Raw genomic sequence first — 18,020 nt, 5'->3', positions numbered from 1 at the left:
CTCAGCAGGATTTTTTATTTCTTCATCGTATATAATATTAGTGCATGTTTTAAAAGTACGTTTATAAGCAGTCTTTATAAACCAGTTATTACTTTAGTACTTAAAAAGGATTCCGGTGGACTTACGATGCCATTCAAAATTATGGTCGATGCTGATGCTTGTCCGGTTAAGCCTGAAATCGTTAAAGCTGCAGCACAGTTTAAGGTTGAAGTTATGATGGTAGCTTCATATGATCATCGGCTTGCTCCAATGGAGGGAGTCCAGATCATTCAAGTGGATCGGTCGGATCAGTCAGCAGATTTGTATATAGCGAATCGAATTGCTCCCGGCGACGTATTAATAACACAGGACTTTGGCTTGGCCGCACTTGCTCTTGGCAAGAAAGCGATAGCACTATCCAATCGCGGCCAAAATTACAATGATCGCACCATTGATTTTTTACTCGATCGCAGGCATGAACAGGCAAAGCAGCGACGCGGAGGCAAGCATTCCAAAGGACCTAAACCGTTTACCGACGAGGATCGACAGTTTTTTCTACAAACTTTGACAAAAGTTTTACTTCGCTTGCAGGATAATTCATAGCTATAGCGAATATTATTACGTGTTAATTTGATTGAAGGTGGATAGGATGAGTAACGGACGTATTCCTGAAGAAATTATTGAGGCGGTCCTTAAGCATCATGATATTGTCGATGTGGTTGGCCGTTACGTCCATTTAAGCAAGCAGGGGCATTATATGAAGGGGCTTTGTCCCTTTCATTCGGAGAAATCGCCGTCCTTTACTGTAACGCCTGAAAAGCAAATCTATCATTGCTTTGGTTGCGGAGCTGGTGGAGGCGTGATTCAGTTCATAATGGCCATGGAAGGCTACTCTTTCGCAGAAGCCATTAGCCAAATGGCTCAAGAAGCTAATTTGGATATTGGTATTGATCCTGCAGCAGATAGCCGTTCACAGCAAAACCCGGATAAATCAAAGCTGTATGAAGCCTACGAACTGACCGGTAAGCTATATCAGTATATACTGAAGAATACCGAGCAAGGGAAACAGGCTATGCAATATTTACGCTCACGCGGGTTGAACGACAAGCTGATCGAAACCTTTGGCATTGGTTATGCCCCAGCCCCTTGGGATACCTTAACCCAGCTATTAGAAAGACGTCAATTTCCATTGCCTTTAATGGAAAAAGGCGGCCTGCTTTCTGTCAGGCAGGACGGACAAGGTTACTTCGATAAGTTTCGGGACAGAATTATTTTTCCGATTCATGATTGGAAGGGACGGCTTATCGCATTTGGCGGAAGAGCTATGGGGGATGCACAGCCCAAGTATTTGAATAGTCCGGAGTCAATGCTTTTTCATAAAAGCAGAAGCTTGTACAATATTCATCTGGCCCGGCCACAAATACGCAAGAAACAGCAGATTGTGTTGTTCGAAGGGTATATGGATGTTATTAAAGCTTGGGAAACTGGGGTAATAAATGGTGTAGCGACTATGGGTACTGCTTTAACTGAGGAGCATGCCGAAGTGATCCGTAAGCAGGCCGATCAAGTAATAGTTGCTTATGATGGTGATTCTGCTGGACAAAATGCGGCTTACAAGAGCATCCCGATTTTGGAAAAAGCAGGATGCCTCGTCAAGATTGCGCTACTTCCAAATTCTCAGGATCCCGATGAGTATATTACAACTAACGGTTCTGAACGATTTGTACGGGATGTGATTGAAGCTGCCGTACCGTCGATCAAATATAAATTAATTCACTTTCGCAAAAATTTTAAACTGCAGGAGGATGGGGATAAGCTTCGCTACATTCAGCAAGCTCTCAAAGTTATTGCGGACATTCCATCACCCGTTGAAAGAGAACACTATGTGAGGGAATTGTCGACCGAATTTCGGCTAACATTTGAAGCCGCTTTGCAGGACCTGAACGAAATCAGACTTCAATCGGAAAAAAACAACAAATTCGGGGATAATAAAGACAAAGCGTGGAATAATGTTATGAATGATGGGAGACCGCGGGAACGTGCGCCTTCCTTGCTTAAAGCATATCATAATGCTGAGCGTCAGTTATTGGCTATCATGATGTTTGACCGTGATACTACGAAATATGTAGAGCGGCAGCTGGGTGATCAATTCAATGTGGATGCACACGCTGCGCTAGCTGCTTATTTATACGCTTATTTTGCACAGGGGTATGAGCCGAATGCAAGCAGTTTTATTGCCATGCTTCAAGAAAAAGAGCTCGAGGGTTTGGCAAGTTCGATTGCTATGATGGGTAATTCTCATGGGGTCAATGGTCAAGTTATTGATGATTACATCCGGGAAATAAAGAAATATCCTCAACAGCAGCTAATTGAGCTAAAAAGAGAAGAAATGCTTAAGGCCGCAAGTTTAGGCGATTTGACATTGGCTGGACAAATAGGTAATGAGATTATGTCTCTGGAGAAGCAGTTAAAATCCTCTTAAGCAGCTATAGCTATAAGAGGATGTATCCAGGGAGGAGGGAGTTGGCATATGGCGAACGATCAACGTTCCGAGATAGAGACCGAGTTGACGTTAGATCAAGTAAAGGAACAACTGATTGAGCAAGGTAAAAAACGTTCTTCTTTAACCTACAAAGATATTATGGAGAAGCTGGCTCCTTTTGATCAGGATCCTGAACAAATTGACGAATTTTTTGAACAGCTTTCAGAGGTAGGCATCGACGTAGGCAATGAATCCGATGAAGATAACGAGCATAGACCTAGCGATCAGGAGCATGATGATTTTAATTTTGACGACGATCTGTCGCTTCCTCCGGGAATTAAAATTAATGATCCGGTTCGGATGTATTTGAAGGAGATTGGCCGAGTTCCGCTGTTATCGGCAGAGGATGAAGTGGGGCTGGCGAAACGAATTGAATTGGGTGACGAAGAGGCAAAACGCCGTTTGGCTGAAGCCAATCTTCGCTTGGTAGTTAGTATCGCCAAACGTTATGTTGGCCGCGGTATGCTGTTTTTGGATTTGATCCAGGAAGGCAATATGGGCTTGATAAAAGCTGTTGAAAAGTTCGACCATGATAAGGGCTTTAAGTTCAGTACCTATGCGACATGGTGGATTCGCCAAGCGATAACCCGTGCTATTGCTGACCAAGCCAGAACGATCCGTATTCCGGTTCATATGGTAGAAACTATCAATAAGCTGATCAGAGTGTCTCGTCAATTACTTCAAGAGCTTGGTCGCGAACCGACGCCTGAGGAAATTGCAAAAGAGATGGACTTAAGCACAGACAAAGTGCGCGAAATTATGAAAATTGCGCAAGAGCCGGTTTCTTTGGAAACACCGATCGGGGAAGAAGATGACTCCCATCTGGGTGATTTTATCGAGGATCAGGAAGCGTTGGCTCCTGCTGATGCCGCAGCTTACGAGCTGTTGAAGGAACAACTGGAGGATGTGCTGGATACACTCACCGAACGCGAGGAGAACGTGCTTCGACTTCGTTTTGGCCTGGACGATGGTCGTACTCGTACGCTTGAGGAAGTGGGTAAAGTATTCGGCGTTACCCGGGAGCGGATTCGCCAGATTGAAGCTAAGGCGCTTCGGAAGCTAAGACATCCAAGCCGCAGTAAACGTTTGAAAGATTTCCTTGAATAAAGCTGTGAAATTAGACCCATTGACCTTGCTGCGCAACTGCGGTGAGGTCTAATTTTTTGTTTCACCTCAACCGATAAAAAGATAAGATGGACCAAAATGGAAGCTGATGCCAAAGTTGATGAGGTGATTCGAAAAGTATGGACGAAAAAAGAAAAATTTTAATACGTGAAATTGAGCACTGGCGTAAAAGTAAGCTGCTGCCGGAACATTACTGTGACTTTTTATTAAATATATATTTAGAGAATTCGGCGGAGAAGCCTTCCTCCTCAGGTGGATTTCTCGGTGTATCCCCTGCGTCTATAAAAAACAGTAACTGGAAAATATGGATTGTCTTCTTCGGCGTTATTGCCCTTATTTCTTTTGCTGCTCTTAATTTTACTGCTTTTGAATTACCAATGCAAATGGGCATAGCATGCGTCTTTTTATTTGGCTGTTATACCATAGGAAGTCTGCAAAATAAAAAAGAGCCGGTTCGCGCACAAATCTTATTCGGAATGGCGTCCTTATTTTTACTTTTTATAGGCGTCATCTTGATGAGGCTACATAATGTTCATGCACCTGTTCTAGTGGTTGGATATGTGGTATTCTGCAGTCTTGTATGGATATTGACAGGACTGCTGGCGCGGCTTCTGCTGTTCCAGCTGTGCGGCTGGGTAGTACTTGTGTTTTGTTACGGCTGGCTGCTCCATTACCAGCTCGATTCAATTAATTGGCTTACGCTTGAGTTAAGCTGGGTGCCGTTATGTATTTTATTCGGATGGGTCGGCTGGATGATTCATGAGAAAAGCAAACAAATAGGTACAGTGTTCCTGATGCTTAGCTGTATCGTTTGGTTTATGCCCGAGTTGTATGGTATGCTTTATGCCGAACAGTATGGTGAAGATGCGGTACAAATAGCTTTTTTAGGTAAATTGCTAGTCGAAGCCAGTTTATTATTTGTTTTACGAAAAAAATGGACAGAGTGGGTTGCTTAACATGTTGCGATTGTCAAAAAGACTCGAAATGATAGCTAAACAAGTTCCCGAAGGAAGCCGAATGGCGGACATTGGCTCCGATCATGCGCTGCTGCCTTCTTATTTGGCTGAGCGGGGGAAGATTAGCAAGGCCGTGGCAGGGGAAGTTAATCTTGGTCCGTATCAGGCAGCTGCCAAGCAGGTGCGTGATGCAGTGTTGGGATCAATAATAGATGTTAGGCTCGGGGATGGGCTGGCTGTAATTCAACCGGGAGAAGTCGATGTTATAACCATAGCTGGCATGGGTGGTGCATTAATTGCTGCCATCTTGGAAGCGGGTCAAGATAAGCTTGCAGGAGTAAGTATGCTGATCCTTCAGCCCAATGTGGGCGAAAGCTTCGTGCGCACATGGTTATTGGAGCATAGCTGGGTTCTCATCAGAGAGCAAATCCTCGAAGAGGATGGTAAAATATATGAGATATTAACCGCTGTACCGGCTCAGCTTACCGAAATGACTAATGGCCAGCTGTATGAGAGCCGGATACTTGGTGTAGGGATTATTGCAAATGAGGAGCTGCAGCTGAAGCTTGGACCTTATTTTCTTCAAGAGCCTTCAGCCGTTTGGTTCCATAAATGGAAGCTTGAGCTTGATAAGCTCGAAATGATTCGTGGTCAATTGGCCCGTTCTTCCCAACAGGAATCGCGCAGTAAAGAGCAATTAATTGAATCGGAAATAAAGCAAATCAAGGAGGTTTGGGCTTGCTTGCAAAAGGACAAAGCATCATTCAACTAATGGAGGAGCTGGCTCCTAAACATTACGCGGTACCTGATGATAAAATTGGCTTGCAGCTAGGAAGTCTGCATAAGGAAATAAGCGGCGTGCTGGTCGCGCTGGATGTAAATGATGAAGTCATTGACGAAGCTATCCGGTTAGGTGCTAATTTGATCATTGCCCATCATGCTATTATTTATAGACCTCTGGCTCATCTTCAAACAGACTCCCCTGCAGGGAGGCTCTACGAAAAGCTGATTAAACATGATATTGCCGTATATATCGCCCATACCAATCTCGATGTGGCGGAGGGCGGTGTCAACGATATGATGGCACAGGCATTAGGATTAACCGGCTTATCGCCTTTGGAGGATGTACATACGGATAAGCTTAAAAAGCTGGTCGTGTTTGTACCGGTAGACCACGTAGAGCGTGTTCGCGAGGCGCTGTTTCAAGCAGGTGCAGGCTGGATCGGGAAGTACAGCCACTGCAGCTTCAATAACGAAGGGACGGGAACATTTGTCCCTGAGGAGGGCAGTGAGCCCTTTATTGGACAGCAGGGCAAGCTGGAGAAGGTTCAAGAGATACGATTGGAGACGATCGTGCCTCAAAGTGTCGAAAAAAGAGTAGTTCAAGCCATGCTTAAGGCACATCCTTACGAGGAAGTTGCCTACGACTTGTACCAACTTGATCTTAAAGGCCGTTCTTTTGGTCTAGGAAGGGTTGGGAAGCTTCCTGCGCCTGTTACTCTGGAACAGTTATGCGAGCAAGTGAAGACCGCTTACAGCGTGCCTGCGTTGAGGGTAGTGGGGGACCCCCAGTATTCGATACGCAAGGTAGCTGTTCTGGGCGGATCAGGAAGCCGATATGTGCGCCATGCTTTGTTTGCAGGAGCAGATGTATTGATTACAGGCGACATCGACTATCATACGGCGCAGGATGCAGCCGCGGCTGGAATCGCGTTGATTGACCCGGGGCATAATGTTGAAAAAATTATGAAGCAGGGTGTTGCCGATTATTTGAATAGCAAGCTGCTTCAAAAAAAATCGACTACTCCGGTATTTGCATCCCAAATTGACACGGAGCCGTTCCGTTTTGCATGAGATTGAGAGGTCTCGATAAAGGCTATTTTATAAAATTGGGAGTAATGGCATACGTATTACAGTTGTTTTTTATTCCGTTTCGCTGTATACTAGCAAATGCACTCAGGAAAGCTTGACAGACAATCGCTGGTGAGAAATCACGAGAGGAAAGTCCGGGCTCCACAGGGCAATGATGCTGGATAACGTCCAGTCAGCGCGAGCTGAAGGCTAGTGCCACAGAAATGGACCGCCGATGGCGTGGGGTTAAACTCACGCACAGGTAAGGGTGGAACCGTGGTGTAAGAGACCACGAGGAGATATGGTGACATATGTCCTGGTAAACCCCATTTGGTGCAAGACCTAATGGAACGCACGTCTCCTTGGAGACAGTCTCTGCCCGGGACGCGTTCGGGTTGGTCGCTGGAGCCAAACGGCAACGTTTGGCCTAGATAGATGATTGTCGCTTCAATGGTGGGAGGGTGGTACCCGTTACGACCACTGGAAGTACAGAACCCGGCTTATGCGCAAGCTTTCCTAACCAATGAAAAACCGCCCCTCAAAGGCGGTTTTTTTGCTGCGCGGATGTGTTATTAATTAAGCTGTTTGACCTTGCTGCTTATTTTGAATATTTGTCATGAAATAAATCCAAAAACCTCTGGGTCCAAGAGGGATTATCCAGACTGACGTTTTCATGAGCTTTTGTTGTTTCAGTCACTCCCTTGGCGCTTTTTAAAGCGGCCGCCACATCAATCAATCCGTAGCCGAAATAATTGTCTTTTCCTTTTGGGCCAACATCCTGAGCGGTGTCGCGCATGATTTGCATCACTTCTTGGTTTTTCAGCGCCGGATTGACAGAACGGATTAAAGCCGCTAAGGCAGTGACATGTGGACTGGCCATAGAAGTGCCTGACAAAGCTGCATACTGATTATTAGGGTAGGTGCTAGCAATACTTACACCTGGCGCTGCAACATCAATATAATCGCCATAATTGGAAAATGAGGCTTTGTTTTTATTTGCGTCTGCAGCGGCTACTGCGAACACCTCAGGATAAGCTGCCGGAAAACCGGGGCGATCTGTATTATCGTTGCCGCTGGCAGCAATCAATACTACATCATGATCATAAGCATAGCGGATAGCATCATGCAGGAAATTGGCATCTGCATAGTTACCCAAGCTCATGTTGATTACTTTGGCCCCGTGATCTGTTGCCCATATAATTCCTTGCGCTACGGCGTATGTGCTTCCCGCGCCGGTTTGATCCAGCACCTTTATCGGCATCACCCTGTTATACCAGCTCATCCCGGCAACGCCCAGGTTATTATTGACGATTGCACCGATAACACCGGCTACGTGAGTCCCATGTCCGACATCATCCAGCGGAAGAGCTCCCGTGTTTACAACGTTGATTCCTTCTATGAGCTGATTTTTTAAGTCCGGATGATTCATATCAACCCCGGTATCAACTACAGCAACGATAACGTCCTTTGAGCCCTTGCTTATATCCCACCCTAATTCGGTTTCGATTAGCGGCAAATTCCATTGATAACGGCGGTACAATGAATCATTGGGTGTGATGGCTGAAGTATCTTGAACAGGTGTTACAGGTGACTCTGCAGAACCTGAAGGCACGGTTGTATTAGTTAAATATAAAAAATGCGGCTCTGCGTATTCGACATTCCATTTTTGAAAATAATTCATCAGTTGTTTGGCTTCCATATGCTCGGACTCAAAAACATAAGTATACCCAAGCTTATGATGCGGTCGTGTCGTTCTGATTTCCGACTGGATCTGGGCAAGCTCAGCTGGCGTAGGCTCTTTTTTAAAGCGCACAACGACCTGATTGACCGTATAGTGGCTTGTGCCTTCGTTTTGCTCGGGGTGATCGACTTTTACATCCTCCAAAGTTCTCGAGTCTACGGACTCGACTTTATATTTGCCTTCATTAGGGTAGGTAACGATACGCAAATTTTTTAATTGGTGATCTTCAACATGTTTGACTATACTTTGCTTAACAACACCAAGAAGTCCGGAGCCAGCTTGAGTCGATGGAACCCCAAGTACAAAATAGGTTTCTCCGTTACTAGATAGAGCAGGGGATTGATAACTGCTTCCGCGGTCGGTGGCTGCCTTCGCTTTTCTCAATTCAGGAACGGCTATAGCGCGGGTTTCATCGTTAAGCCCTCCTACACTGATTCCATGATCTACAGGCTGCTCGGGAGTTACCCAGATTAGCTGCTCCATATGAGGATGCTCTTTTTGCAGCTCCTGCAAGCCTTTCAGCTTTTCAGCGGCAGACTCCCCATTTTTTTGCAGCAGCATTCTTTGGAGCTCCAGACTGCATTGGCTCCGGCATAAATCGGCGGTCAGCAGCATGTCTTGTTTAAGTGTGGCGTGCTTCATTTGCATTTCAGCTGTGGGTGATAAGGATAAACCTTCATATTGCGGTTCATTCCCGCCTCGGGGGAACAGAAGTGTGCCTAAAGCAATAACGAAAACAAAGGTTAAAACATATTTCCACATTGAGCAAGCTCCTCTACTTTAAAAAATGAATAATGTTAGGGTCCCCGCGCCCTTTTTTTTTATAAAATCAGAATTTGTAAATTTTCAACGAATCTTTTCGTTATATATTGCGTATTACTTTTAGCGGCGTTTTGTGGTAGGATGGTAAGAGATTTGTATTTCCATAAAAATAGGCGTTGTTGATTATAGGAGGTCCTTAGACATGGCAGTGTTTAATGTGAAAAATGTATGTGAAACGACTAAAATTAAACTAAACGAAGCAATTGTGAAAATGGAAAAGTTTTTGAACGAGCATTCATTGCAACAGCTTAATTCTGAAGTTGATGCTGCAATGGAGGATTTCTACAAAGGTTATTTGTCCGATACGAGACACCTTCTGGTTTTCTCTGAGGTTGCATATGAAAAGCTTGGTGTTAGCCTTCGTCGTCCGACTTTTAATGTGGAATATGCGGAAAAGGTATTGTACGAGGTATATCATAGTTGCGTTAACAACTTCTTCTATCCGAAGAACGAGTGTTATTCAGAAGATGGCCGTTATGCTTACACAGGTCAAGATGCCATTCGTTTTCGTAAAAAGCCGGTGCGCGAAGCACGTGATTTGACTATTGAGCTTTCCAAAATTTTTGAAAATCTTCGTGAAGAGCTTGCTTATTATGAAACAGACTACATTACGCAAAAGCGTATGCAGGGCGAGCGTGTGTAATTCCCTATAAGTTATTGGCAAAAAAGAGATGCTTTGCGGCATCTCTTTTTGTTTAAATGGAGCTTGCGACGGAAGTTTTCTATGAAAAATCTAGGGGGCTGCGGATGAAGGGGAACTGCTCTTTTACAAGTCGGCAATTGGCATTGACAAGCAAGCAAATCATCAGGTTGAACCAGCATCCAAGCGGAGGTTACGCAGCGAGTCCATTATTTAGCCATTATACGTTCAGTTGGCTTCGTGACGGCAGCTTTATTGCTTATGCTATGGATGTAGCGGGAGAAACTGAAAGTGCGGAGCTTTATTATCAATGGGTGAATCAAGTTTTATCCCGACAACAAGGGCATGTGGACTATCTTCTGCAAAAACATGAGCGTGGTGAATCGATAGAGCAGCATGAATTTCTAAATACAAGATATCATTTGGACGGCCGTGATGATGATCATTCAGAATGGGGTCATTTTCAGCTGGATGGCTATGGAGCATGGTTGTGGGGGTTGGCGGAGCACTGCACAAGATTGGGGCTAACTGTTATACCTGAGCGTTATCAGCAAAGTGTTGAATTAACGGTGCGGTATTTATGCGCTTTTTGGAGACAGCCTAATTTTGATTGCTGGGAAGAACGAAATGATCAGCTTCATCCTTCTACTCTTGCGTGTATCCATGGAGGTCTGTCGGCTATTCGGAACTTTACCGGGGATGCTGAGCTTGATGGGATTTGCGCGGATATTCGTCGTTTTATACTTGATCACGCGGTACATCTGGAAGCTGGTCATTTTGTTAAAAGTATACGGCCCACCTCAGACAATGACCGTTACGATCTTAGTTACGATGGGGTAGATGCAAGTCTGCTATGGTTATGTGAGCCATTTCGTGTATTTGCTCCCGACCATCCAATCATGGCTGCAACTATCGCAAAAATCGAAGCTGACTTAAAAACGACTCACGGAGGCATTCGACGTTATAGTACAGATGAGTATTATGGGGGCGGAGAATGGATTCTGTTAACTGCATGGTATGGTTGGGTTTGCCATCATGCGGGCAAGGACATGGAGGCAGGACAAGCACTACAGTGGATTATCGATCAATCGGATGAGCTCGGAAGGCTGCCTGAGCAGGTGCCTCATGCTCTGACTGAGCTGCACACTTACGAACAATGGGTAGACAGATGGGGGACTCCTGCAATGCCATTATTATGGTCTCATGCCATGTACCTTGTCCTTAATTCCCAGCTGAACGGATAGCATAGTGAGCTTCATTACCGCGCAAATTAAGTTAGGGGTGATGAAGATGCCAGACGTAAAATGTAGTGTAGCCAATTGCGAATATTGGTCAAAGGGAAATAACTGTTCGGCCACATCTATTGCAATTGATGTGGATCAACACGCAAATGCTGATTTTGGTTCAGAATTTGCAGAGGATTTTAACGGCCATAAGGATGCGGCGTCAAGTGCAGGCAATACATGCTGTCATACGTTTAAACTTAAGAAGTAACTTTGTAGCGGGAGGCTTTACCCATGAATGAACAGAATCGCATACAGCCAGGGGAGCATCCAAAGGATTCATATCATTTTTCAAAAGAGCAGCTTTCTAAAGAAACAGGACTTGACAGTACAGAAGAATATGCTGCCGAGCTAGCCGTGCCTTATGCTGAGCCTATGCAAGCTCCGATTGAAAACAGAAGACCTGTTCAATTGTCGGCAGCAGAGGATGGGCGTACGCAATCACATGGCAAATGGCTCGGGTATACAGCTTTAGTACTTGGAATCTTGTCCATGTTTGTTTTCCCGACACTGCTTGGATCTATTGCTGCGCTGTCAGGTGTTATCACCTATGTTCAAGGTAATCGCGCATTGGGCATATGGTCGGTTATTCTTGGACTTATTTCATTAGTAGGGTATTTTCTTCTTGTTCCCTTATATGCTTAATTTGCATGCAAAAGCAAGCCCTTGGGCTTGCTTTTTGCCATGTCAGGAAAACACTGCTAAAAAAAACTGGCTGACAAACCCAAAACAGTGTACAATAATGGTGAAACTGTGAACAGGGAGAGTCTGTATTCCATGAACATTGATCCAAGAACCATTAAGGAATTGCTGCAGCTGCAAATGTTAAATAAGATGGATTCTATTCTTGGAGGATCATCCGCAGGCAGTGAGTCAAACAAATCAGATTTTTCGGACCTATTTAATAATATATTGGGACAAGCTGCAGGTGGTAAATCAACGTTGGACGACACTTTACAGAAGTCCATCGGGAAAGCCTCATTGAAGCCATTGAGTATGAATACGGCATTTTCTTTTTCCTCGCCTAATCGTTTAAACAGTGAATTGAATAGATCCATGAGGGCATCCGAGCTCGATCCACTTATTGTGGATGCCAGCCGGCGCAATGGCGTAGAGCCAAGTCTTGTGAAAGCCGTTATCCACGCGGAATCATCCTTTAACTCTCAAGCGGTTTCGAAGGCTGGAGCCAAGGGGCTGATGCAGCTGATGGATGAAACAGGCCAAGGGCTGGGTGTTACCAATCCGTTCGATCCGACACAAAATGTTCGCGGTGGAACGAAGTATTTATCCAGTTTACTTCAGAGATACAAGGGAAATGAAGGGGTTGCATTAGCAGCTTACAATGCAGGCTCTGGAAGAATGGCTCGTTTGGGCATTACTAACGATAATGAATTAATGGAAAAGATGCATCTGTTGCCGAAGGAAACTCAGGATTATGTAAGTAAAGTTTTGAGGCTTCAGCGTGAATACCAAGCTTAAGCACATTTAAATAAACAAGACCTGCAATGAGCCTCTGAACTATGGAGCTTAGCCGGGTCTTGTTTTTGTGAGGAGAATGTTATGTTATATTTGGATTACGCAGCTACAACACCCCCCTATGAGGAAGTAGTGGATACGATGGCCGAAGTGATGAAGAAACATTTTGGAAACCCATCCTCCCTTCATAAGTTGGGTGTTGAGGGCGAACAGCTTGTTAGTCAATCAAGAGCTGTCATTGCCAAATGTATGCAGTGCCGTCCAGATGAAATTATATTTACATCCGGTGGGACAGAAAGCAATAATCTGGCTATTCAGGGAACCGTTCACCGGTTTCGTCATAGAGGGAATCATATTATTACTACAGCTGTAGAACATGCTTCTGTTTATGATACCTTTAAAGCTTTGGAGAGCCAGGGATACCGGGTCACCTACTTGCCGGTGGACGCTACCGGCGCAGTAAAGCTCGATGAATTGGAGCTAGCATTGGCGGAGGATACGATTCTGATTAGCGTTATGGCGGTTAATAATGAAACAGGCCGTATTCAGCCTATCGAACAGATCGCGGGCATGCTGAAGCGGCTTCAATCCAAGGCTTTGTTTCATGTAGATGCTGTACAAGCAGCCTGCAAGCTGCCTCTAAATCTTGCCGAGCAAAGGATCGATCTGATGTCCTTCTCCGCACATAAGGTGCGCGGGCCGAAGGGGATCGGATTTCTGTATTGCAGGCAGGGGCTGGAACTGCAGCCCCTTCTGTGGGGCGGCGGGCAGGAAAATGGTGTCCGTTCAGGAACGGAGAACGTTCCGGCAATCGTCGGCATGGCCAAGGCGATACGAATGGCTACAAACCTTCAGGGGCGGTTTCAAGAACATACAGCGCACCTGCGTCAACGTTTTATTGCAGGGATTAAGGAAATCCCGGAGCTGCTTCTGAATGCGTCCGTTCATTCTTCGGATATGGCACCGTATATTATGAACTTTTCGTTTCCAGGCTTGAGGCCTGAAGTACTGCTTCATTCTTTGGAGCAGCACGGCATTTATGTATCCACCGGGTCTGCATGTTCTTCGGGGGCTGCCAAGCCGAGCCGAGTGTTAAAAGCTATGGGCTACGATGATGCCCGAGCAACTGCCGGAATCCGTATAAGCTATTCTCTTGAGCATACCTTGGAGGAAGCGGATTATTTTTGCCGAATATTAAAACAAGTTGTGGATCAATTGAAACAAACATCGACATCGCAGCGTAGACGGAGGTAACGAATGAAACCAGATTTGGTTGTTCTCCGATTAGGAGAACTTGTATTGAAAGGTAAAAACCGTCACAGGTTTGAAAAAGCCGTGTACGACCAAGTCAGAAGGGTTCTGCAGCCCTTCCCCGGGCTAACCTTTAACCGTGAGTTCGGCAGAGTTTACATACACATGAACGGAGAGTCCTTCCCATTACTTGCCGCGAGGTTAGAGAAAGTACTTGGGCTAGGATCGTTCAGTCCAGTATATACGACTTCGTTACAGCTGGAAGCGGTTCAGGCGACGGCCTTGGTCGCTATGCAAGCAATTGGTACGGTACCGGCAACGTTCAAAGTGACCGTTCGCAGGGTTAATAAAAGCTTTCCTTATGACTCTCAAGAGATGAACAAGCTCGTTGGAGGCTATGTCCTTCATGCTACTCCCGGGTTGAAGGTAGATGTAAACAAGCCAGAGGTTGAGCTGAAGGTCGAGCTTCGCGAAGAACAAGCGTTGATCTATTCTCAAGTTTTTGAAGGGGCTGGAGGCTTCCCATTAGGAACCAATGGGAAGGCGATGCTCATGCTGTCAGGCGGCATCGACAGTCCGGTTGCCGGCTTCCTGGCGCTTCGCCAAGGGCTTAAGCTTGATGCAGTGCATTTTCACAGCTATCCCTATACCAGCGAGAAATCACAGCAAAAGGTGAAGGATCTCGTTAGCAAGCTGACTGAATATGCAGGGGACATTAGGCTTCACCTGGTTCCCTTTACGAGTGTGCAGACCAAGGTGCATTCAGCCTACAATCAAAATTTGCTGATCACCATCTTGCGCCGCGCCATGTTTCGAATTACTGAGAAGCTTGCTGATAATTATAGTGCTTCCGCTATCGTTACCGGTGAAAGCTTAGGACAGGTGGCGAGCCAAACACTTGGAAGCATGAATGTCATTGGGCGGGCTATCGGGCTTCCGGTTATTCAACCGCTTATTTGTATGGAAAAGCAGCAAATTATAACGATTGCTGAGAAGATCGATACATTTGCCATATCCATCCTGCCGCATGAGGACTGCTGTACGTTGTTTCTGCCTCCTTCTCCAAGCACGAATCCTAATCTGCGTGTTGTTGAGAGCATTGAAAGAAAGATGGACTGGCTTGAAACGGAATTGGATGAAGCGGTTAAACAAACGGAAACGATTTGGATTCAAGCAGAGGGGAAATCATCATTCGCTTCATTCTTTTAGAATAAAAATTCATAACCTTCTGTTAAGTCGGAAAAGCTTAATGAGAAGATAAAAGTGGGGGTTTATAAAAGATGTGGGATTGGTTTCTATTGTTTTTGCAGATTATGCTAATTAATATTGTGCTCAGTGGAGACAATGCCGTAGTTATTGCGCTTGCAAGTAAAAATCTGCCTATCGAGCAGCGTAAGAAAGCTATATGGTGGGGAGCTTTCGGTGCAATAGCTTTACGTCTAATATTGACGGTGATCGCTGTCTATATTTTAACCGTTCCTTATATTCAAGCTGCCGGCTCCATATTGTTGATCTGGATTGCTATCAAATTATTGATTGACGATGATGGACATGCTAATGTCAAGGAAGCCACTACTTTAGGCAAGGCGGTCTGGACGATTATTGTTGCAGATTTTGTAATGAGTCTGGATAATGTCCTGGCCATCGCCGCCAAAGCCGAAAATGACTTGACTGTAATTATTTTGGGTATTGGTTTGAGTGTTCCGATTATTGTTTGGGGAAGTACATTGGTTATGAATCTTCTTACAAAATATCCTATTCTTGTGTTTTTAGGAGCAGGTATCCTTGGTTATACTGCCGGCGAAATGTTCGTAAAGGACGAAACGGTATCTCATCTCATCCTGGGTAACACACCGCATTGGATCGTACCGGTAGTTTGTACAATTGTCGTTATTGGTGCTGGATTATTGAAAAAAATGGCAGGCGGACCGAAGCCAAAGCATTCCTGAATTGTCAACTGCTTGTTAAAAGGATGTAAATGGATCGTTAAACTTGTTGTATTATCTTGCGTTTTCTGCAAAATTCGCGTATACTAAGCGTAAATGTCAAGCGTCGGCGCTTATGTCCGGCGCTTGTTTTATGAACGGACCCCGGATTTCTCCCTGACTGGAGTATGCCGGAGAGTCTAATAAGGAGAGGTAAGGGAAAACATGCATTCAAGAGATAAGATACGTAACATTGCAATTATTGCTCACGTCGATCACGGAAAAACAACATTGGTGGATAAATTGCTTCAACAGTCTGGAACATTTCGCGAGCACGAAGCTGTACAAGAACGCGCAATGGACTCCAACGATTTGGAACGGGAACGCGGTATTACCATTCTGGCTAAAAATACGGCGATCAATTATAAAGACTACTTGATCAACATTGTGGATACTCCTGGACATGCCGATTTTGGTGGAGAAGTAGAACGTATTATGAAAATGGTTGACGGCGTTCTATTGGTCGTTGACGCATTTGAAGGCACAATGCCGCAAACGAAGTTTGTATTGCGTAAAGCATTGGAGCAGAACTTGACCCCAATCGTCGTTGTTAATAAAATTGACCGTCCTAATGCACGTCCATCCGAGGTTGTGGATGAAGTGCTTGATCTCTTTATCGAGTTAGGCGCCAATGATGAGCAGCTTGAATTCCCTGTTGTTTATGCTTCTGCTTTGATGGGCACATCCAGCATGGAATCTGAGCCTGAGAAACAGGATCCTAACATGCAGGCGATTTATGAAACGGTTGTATCACATATTCCTAGTCCTACAGAAAGCATCACAGAGCCGCTTCAATTCCTGGTAACTTTGATGGACTACAATGAATACTTGGGCCGTATTGCGATTGGACGCGTGAACCGTGGCGTTGTTAAGCAAGGTCAACCGATTGCTGTTATTAACCGCGATGGCGTTGTCAAACAAGCTCGTATTGAGAAGCTGTTCGGCTTCGTAGGCTTGAAACGTATCGAAATCGAAGAAGCCGGCGCTGGCGACATCGTAGCTATCTCAGGAATTAAAGATATCAACATTGGTGAAACCATGGCTGATCCTGCAAATCCTGAAGCATTACCGGTATTGAAAATTGACGAGCCTACCTTGCAAATGACTTTCGTTGTCAATAACAGTCCTTTCGCAGGACGCGAAGGAAAATGGGTTACATCTCGTAAGCTTCGCGAGCGTCTGTTCAAAGAGCTGGAGACGGATGTAAGCTTGCGTGTTGATGAGACTGACAGCCCGGATGCATTCATCGTTTCAGGACGTGGTGAGCTTCACCTAGGTATTCTAATCGAGAATATGCGTCGTGAAGGCTTTGAGCTTCAGGTTTCCAAACCGGAGGTTATCATTAAGCTGATTGACGGTCAAAAAATGGAGCCATTAGAGCGCCTGATTATTGACTTGCCTGAAGAGAGTATGGGATCCGTTATGGAGAGCCTTGGAACTCGTAAAGCGGAAATGGTTAACATGATCAATAACGGCAGCGGTAACGTTCGTCTGGAGTTCCTGATTCCAGCCCGCGGCTTGATTGGTTACAGAACTTACTTCTTGACTTTGACACGCGGTTATGGAGTAATGAACCATGCGTTTGACAGCTACGGAGCTTATTATGGCGCTGGGGTTGGCGGACGTCATGAAGGCGTACTGGTTTCAAGCGAAACAGGTACCTCTACTCTATACGGAATTTTGTCTGTTGAGGATCGTGGAATTTTGTTCCTTGAGCCAGGCGCAGAGGTTTACGAAGGAATGATCGTTGGAGAGCATACTCGCGATAACGACATCATCGTTAACATCTGTAAAGAAAAGCAGTTGAATAACATCCGTTCAGCAGGTAAAGACGATACAGTCAAAATGAAAACTCCTCGCTTGTATTCTTTGGAGCAGGCGCTTGAGTATTTGAATGATGATGAGTATTGTGAAATTACGCCGAAGTCGATTCGTTTGCGTAAAAAGATTCTTAACAAAAGCGAGCGCGAGCGTGCGGAAAAAAATCGCAAAATGGCAGCGTCGAACGTATAATGATATTTACCGGAAAGCTCTGATGATTCAGAGCTTTCTTTTTAAAATTATTATGTAATCGCAGGAGGTTCCTTATTATGACCGAATGGTTTCGCGCCCATCCGTATATTGCTTATTTAATCATATTCGTATTAATTACATATGTTTATAATAAGGTTTTTAAAATGCGCAAGCTTCCTATATTGAAGGAAGCAGTCGTTTATTTGCTGCTTGGAGTAGGCGCATTTATGCTTCTTCTGTTTCAATTAGGAGCGTTGCCCATTATCCCGAGCTTGGCCGTAGCGGTTGCTCTGATGTTAATGGTAAGAATCCGATACTTCTTTCAGGAGCGGACCAATAGAAAGTAAAGAAGGTTG

General features: G+C 45.0%; 17 protein-coding genes and 1 other RNA gene. 17 read left to right on the top strand and 1 reads right to left on the bottom strand.

The genetic code is table 11. The features are described from left to right. Window positions 1–126 precede the first annotated feature (126 nt). The 7 genes from ACFQ0C_RS38075 to rnpB all read left to right on the top strand — a co-directional run bounded on the left by ACFQ0C_RS38075 (window position 127) and on the right by rnpB (window position 6,972). On the top strand, window positions 127–582 hold the full coding sequence (locus ACFQ0C_RS38075; protein ID WP_258213020.1) for a YaiI/YqxD family protein: 456 nt from the start codon (window positions 127–129) through the stop codon (window positions 580–582). A 46-nt stretch (window positions 583–628) separates the two neighbouring features. Beyond that, window positions 629–2,461 (top strand): DNA primase, encoded by a 1,833-nt coding sequence (dnaG, locus tag ACFQ0C_RS38070; RefSeq protein ID WP_379375031.1) that lies wholly within the window; start codon window positions 629–631, stop codon window positions 2,459–2,461. A gap of 48 nt (window positions 2,462–2,509) precedes the next feature. After that, complete coding sequence (gene rpoD / locus ACFQ0C_RS38065) at window positions 2,510–3,628, top strand: RNA polymerase sigma factor RpoD (RefSeq protein ID WP_171653640.1); 1,119 nt, start codon at window positions 2,510–2,512, stop codon at window positions 3,626–3,628. Between the two features lie 137 nt (window positions 3,629–3,765). Then, window positions 3,766–4,602: a hypothetical protein gene (locus ACFQ0C_RS38060; protein ID WP_379375029.1), complete on the top strand. Its 837-nt coding sequence runs from the start codon at window positions 3,766–3,768 to the stop codon at window positions 4,600–4,602. A 1-nt stretch (window position 4,603) separates the two neighbouring features. Next, complete coding sequence (locus ACFQ0C_RS38055) at window positions 4,604–5,374, top strand: tRNA (adenine(22)-N(1))-methyltransferase (protein WP_379375027.1); 771 nt, start codon at window positions 4,604–4,606, stop codon at window positions 5,372–5,374. Further along, window positions 5,341–6,456, top strand: a complete 1,116-nt coding sequence (locus tag ACFQ0C_RS38050) for a Nif3-like dinuclear metal center hexameric protein (protein ID WP_379375025.1) — start codon at window positions 5,341–5,343, stop codon at window positions 6,454–6,456. The genes ACFQ0C_RS38055 and ACFQ0C_RS38050 overlap by 34 nt, the downstream gene beginning before the upstream one ends. A 107-nt stretch (window positions 6,457–6,563) precedes the next feature. Next, an RNA gene (rnpB, locus tag ACFQ0C_RS38045) (RNase P RNA component class A) lies at window positions 6,564–6,972 on the top strand. Window positions 6,973–7,051: 79 nt separating this feature from the next. Here rnpB and ACFQ0C_RS38040 read toward each other — a convergent pair. Further along, the gene (locus ACFQ0C_RS38040; RefSeq protein ID WP_379375023.1) at window positions 7,052–8,956 is read right to left on the bottom strand and encodes a S8 family peptidase; all 1,905 of its coding nucleotides are present in this window, start codon (window positions 8,954–8,956) and stop codon (window positions 7,052–7,054) included. Window positions 8,957–9,158: 202 nt separating this feature from the next. Between ACFQ0C_RS38040 and ACFQ0C_RS38035 the strand changes: the two genes are divergently transcribed. The 10 genes from ACFQ0C_RS38035 to ACFQ0C_RS37990 all read left to right on the top strand — a co-directional run bounded on the left by ACFQ0C_RS38035 (window position 9,159) and on the right by ACFQ0C_RS37990 (window position 18,011). Next, entirely contained in the window at window positions 9,159–9,659 is a 501-nt protein-coding gene (locus tag ACFQ0C_RS38035) for a YpuI family protein (protein WP_258216551.1), read from the top strand. 104 nt (window positions 9,660–9,763) lie between these two features. Continuing rightward, window positions 9,764–10,900: a glycoside hydrolase family 15 protein gene (locus ACFQ0C_RS38030; protein ID WP_379375020.1), complete on the top strand. Its 1,137-nt coding sequence runs from the start codon at window positions 9,764–9,766 to the stop codon at window positions 10,898–10,900. 46 nt (window positions 10,901–10,946) lie between these two features. Continuing rightward, entirely contained in the window at window positions 10,947–11,150 is a 204-nt protein-coding gene (locus tag ACFQ0C_RS38025) for a DUF1540 domain-containing protein (RefSeq protein WP_258216549.1), read from the top strand. A 23-nt stretch (window positions 11,151–11,173) separates the two neighbouring features. Further along, window positions 11,174–11,584 (top strand): hypothetical protein, encoded by a 411-nt coding sequence (locus ACFQ0C_RS38020; protein WP_379375018.1) that lies wholly within the window; start codon window positions 11,174–11,176, stop codon window positions 11,582–11,584. A gap of 132 nt (window positions 11,585–11,716) precedes the next feature. Next, window positions 11,717–12,418 (top strand): lytic transglycosylase domain-containing protein, encoded by a 702-nt coding sequence (locus ACFQ0C_RS38015; protein ID WP_379375016.1) that lies wholly within the window; start codon window positions 11,717–11,719, stop codon window positions 12,416–12,418. An 81-nt stretch (window positions 12,419–12,499) separates the two neighbouring features. Beyond that, window positions 12,500–13,669, top strand: a complete 1,170-nt coding sequence (locus ACFQ0C_RS38010; RefSeq protein ID WP_379375014.1) for a cysteine desulfurase family protein — start codon at window positions 12,500–12,502, stop codon at window positions 13,667–13,669. Between the two features lie 3 nt (window positions 13,670–13,672). After that, entirely contained in the window at window positions 13,673–14,875 is a 1,203-nt protein-coding gene (gene thiI, locus ACFQ0C_RS38005) for a tRNA uracil 4-sulfurtransferase ThiI (protein ID WP_379375012.1), read from the top strand. 71 nt (window positions 14,876–14,946) lie between these two features. Beyond that, window positions 14,947–15,615, top strand: a complete 669-nt coding sequence (locus tag ACFQ0C_RS38000) for a TerC family protein (protein WP_258216544.1) — start codon at window positions 14,947–14,949, stop codon at window positions 15,613–15,615. Window positions 15,616–15,816: 201 nt separating this feature from the next. Then, a complete protein-coding gene (gene typA / locus ACFQ0C_RS37995) occupies window positions 15,817–17,664 on the top strand; it encodes a translational GTPase TypA (protein ID WP_258216543.1) in 1,848 nt (615 codons plus the stop codon). A 77-nt stretch (window positions 17,665–17,741) separates the two neighbouring features. Continuing rightward, window positions 17,742–18,011, top strand: coding sequence for a YlaH-like family protein (locus ACFQ0C_RS37990; RefSeq protein WP_258216542.1), 270 nt, complete (start codon window positions 17,742–17,744; stop codon window positions 18,009–18,011). Window positions 18,012–18,020: the final 9 nt, after the last annotated feature.

Origin of the sequence: Paenibacillus sp. GCM10027630, assembly GCF_042676305.1 — a bacterium.
In the GTDB taxonomy this organism is placed as follows: domain Bacteria; phylum Bacillota; class Bacilli; order Paenibacillales; family NBRC-103111; genus Paenibacillus_S.
This window is presented reverse-complemented; position numbering and strand designations above follow the sequence as displayed.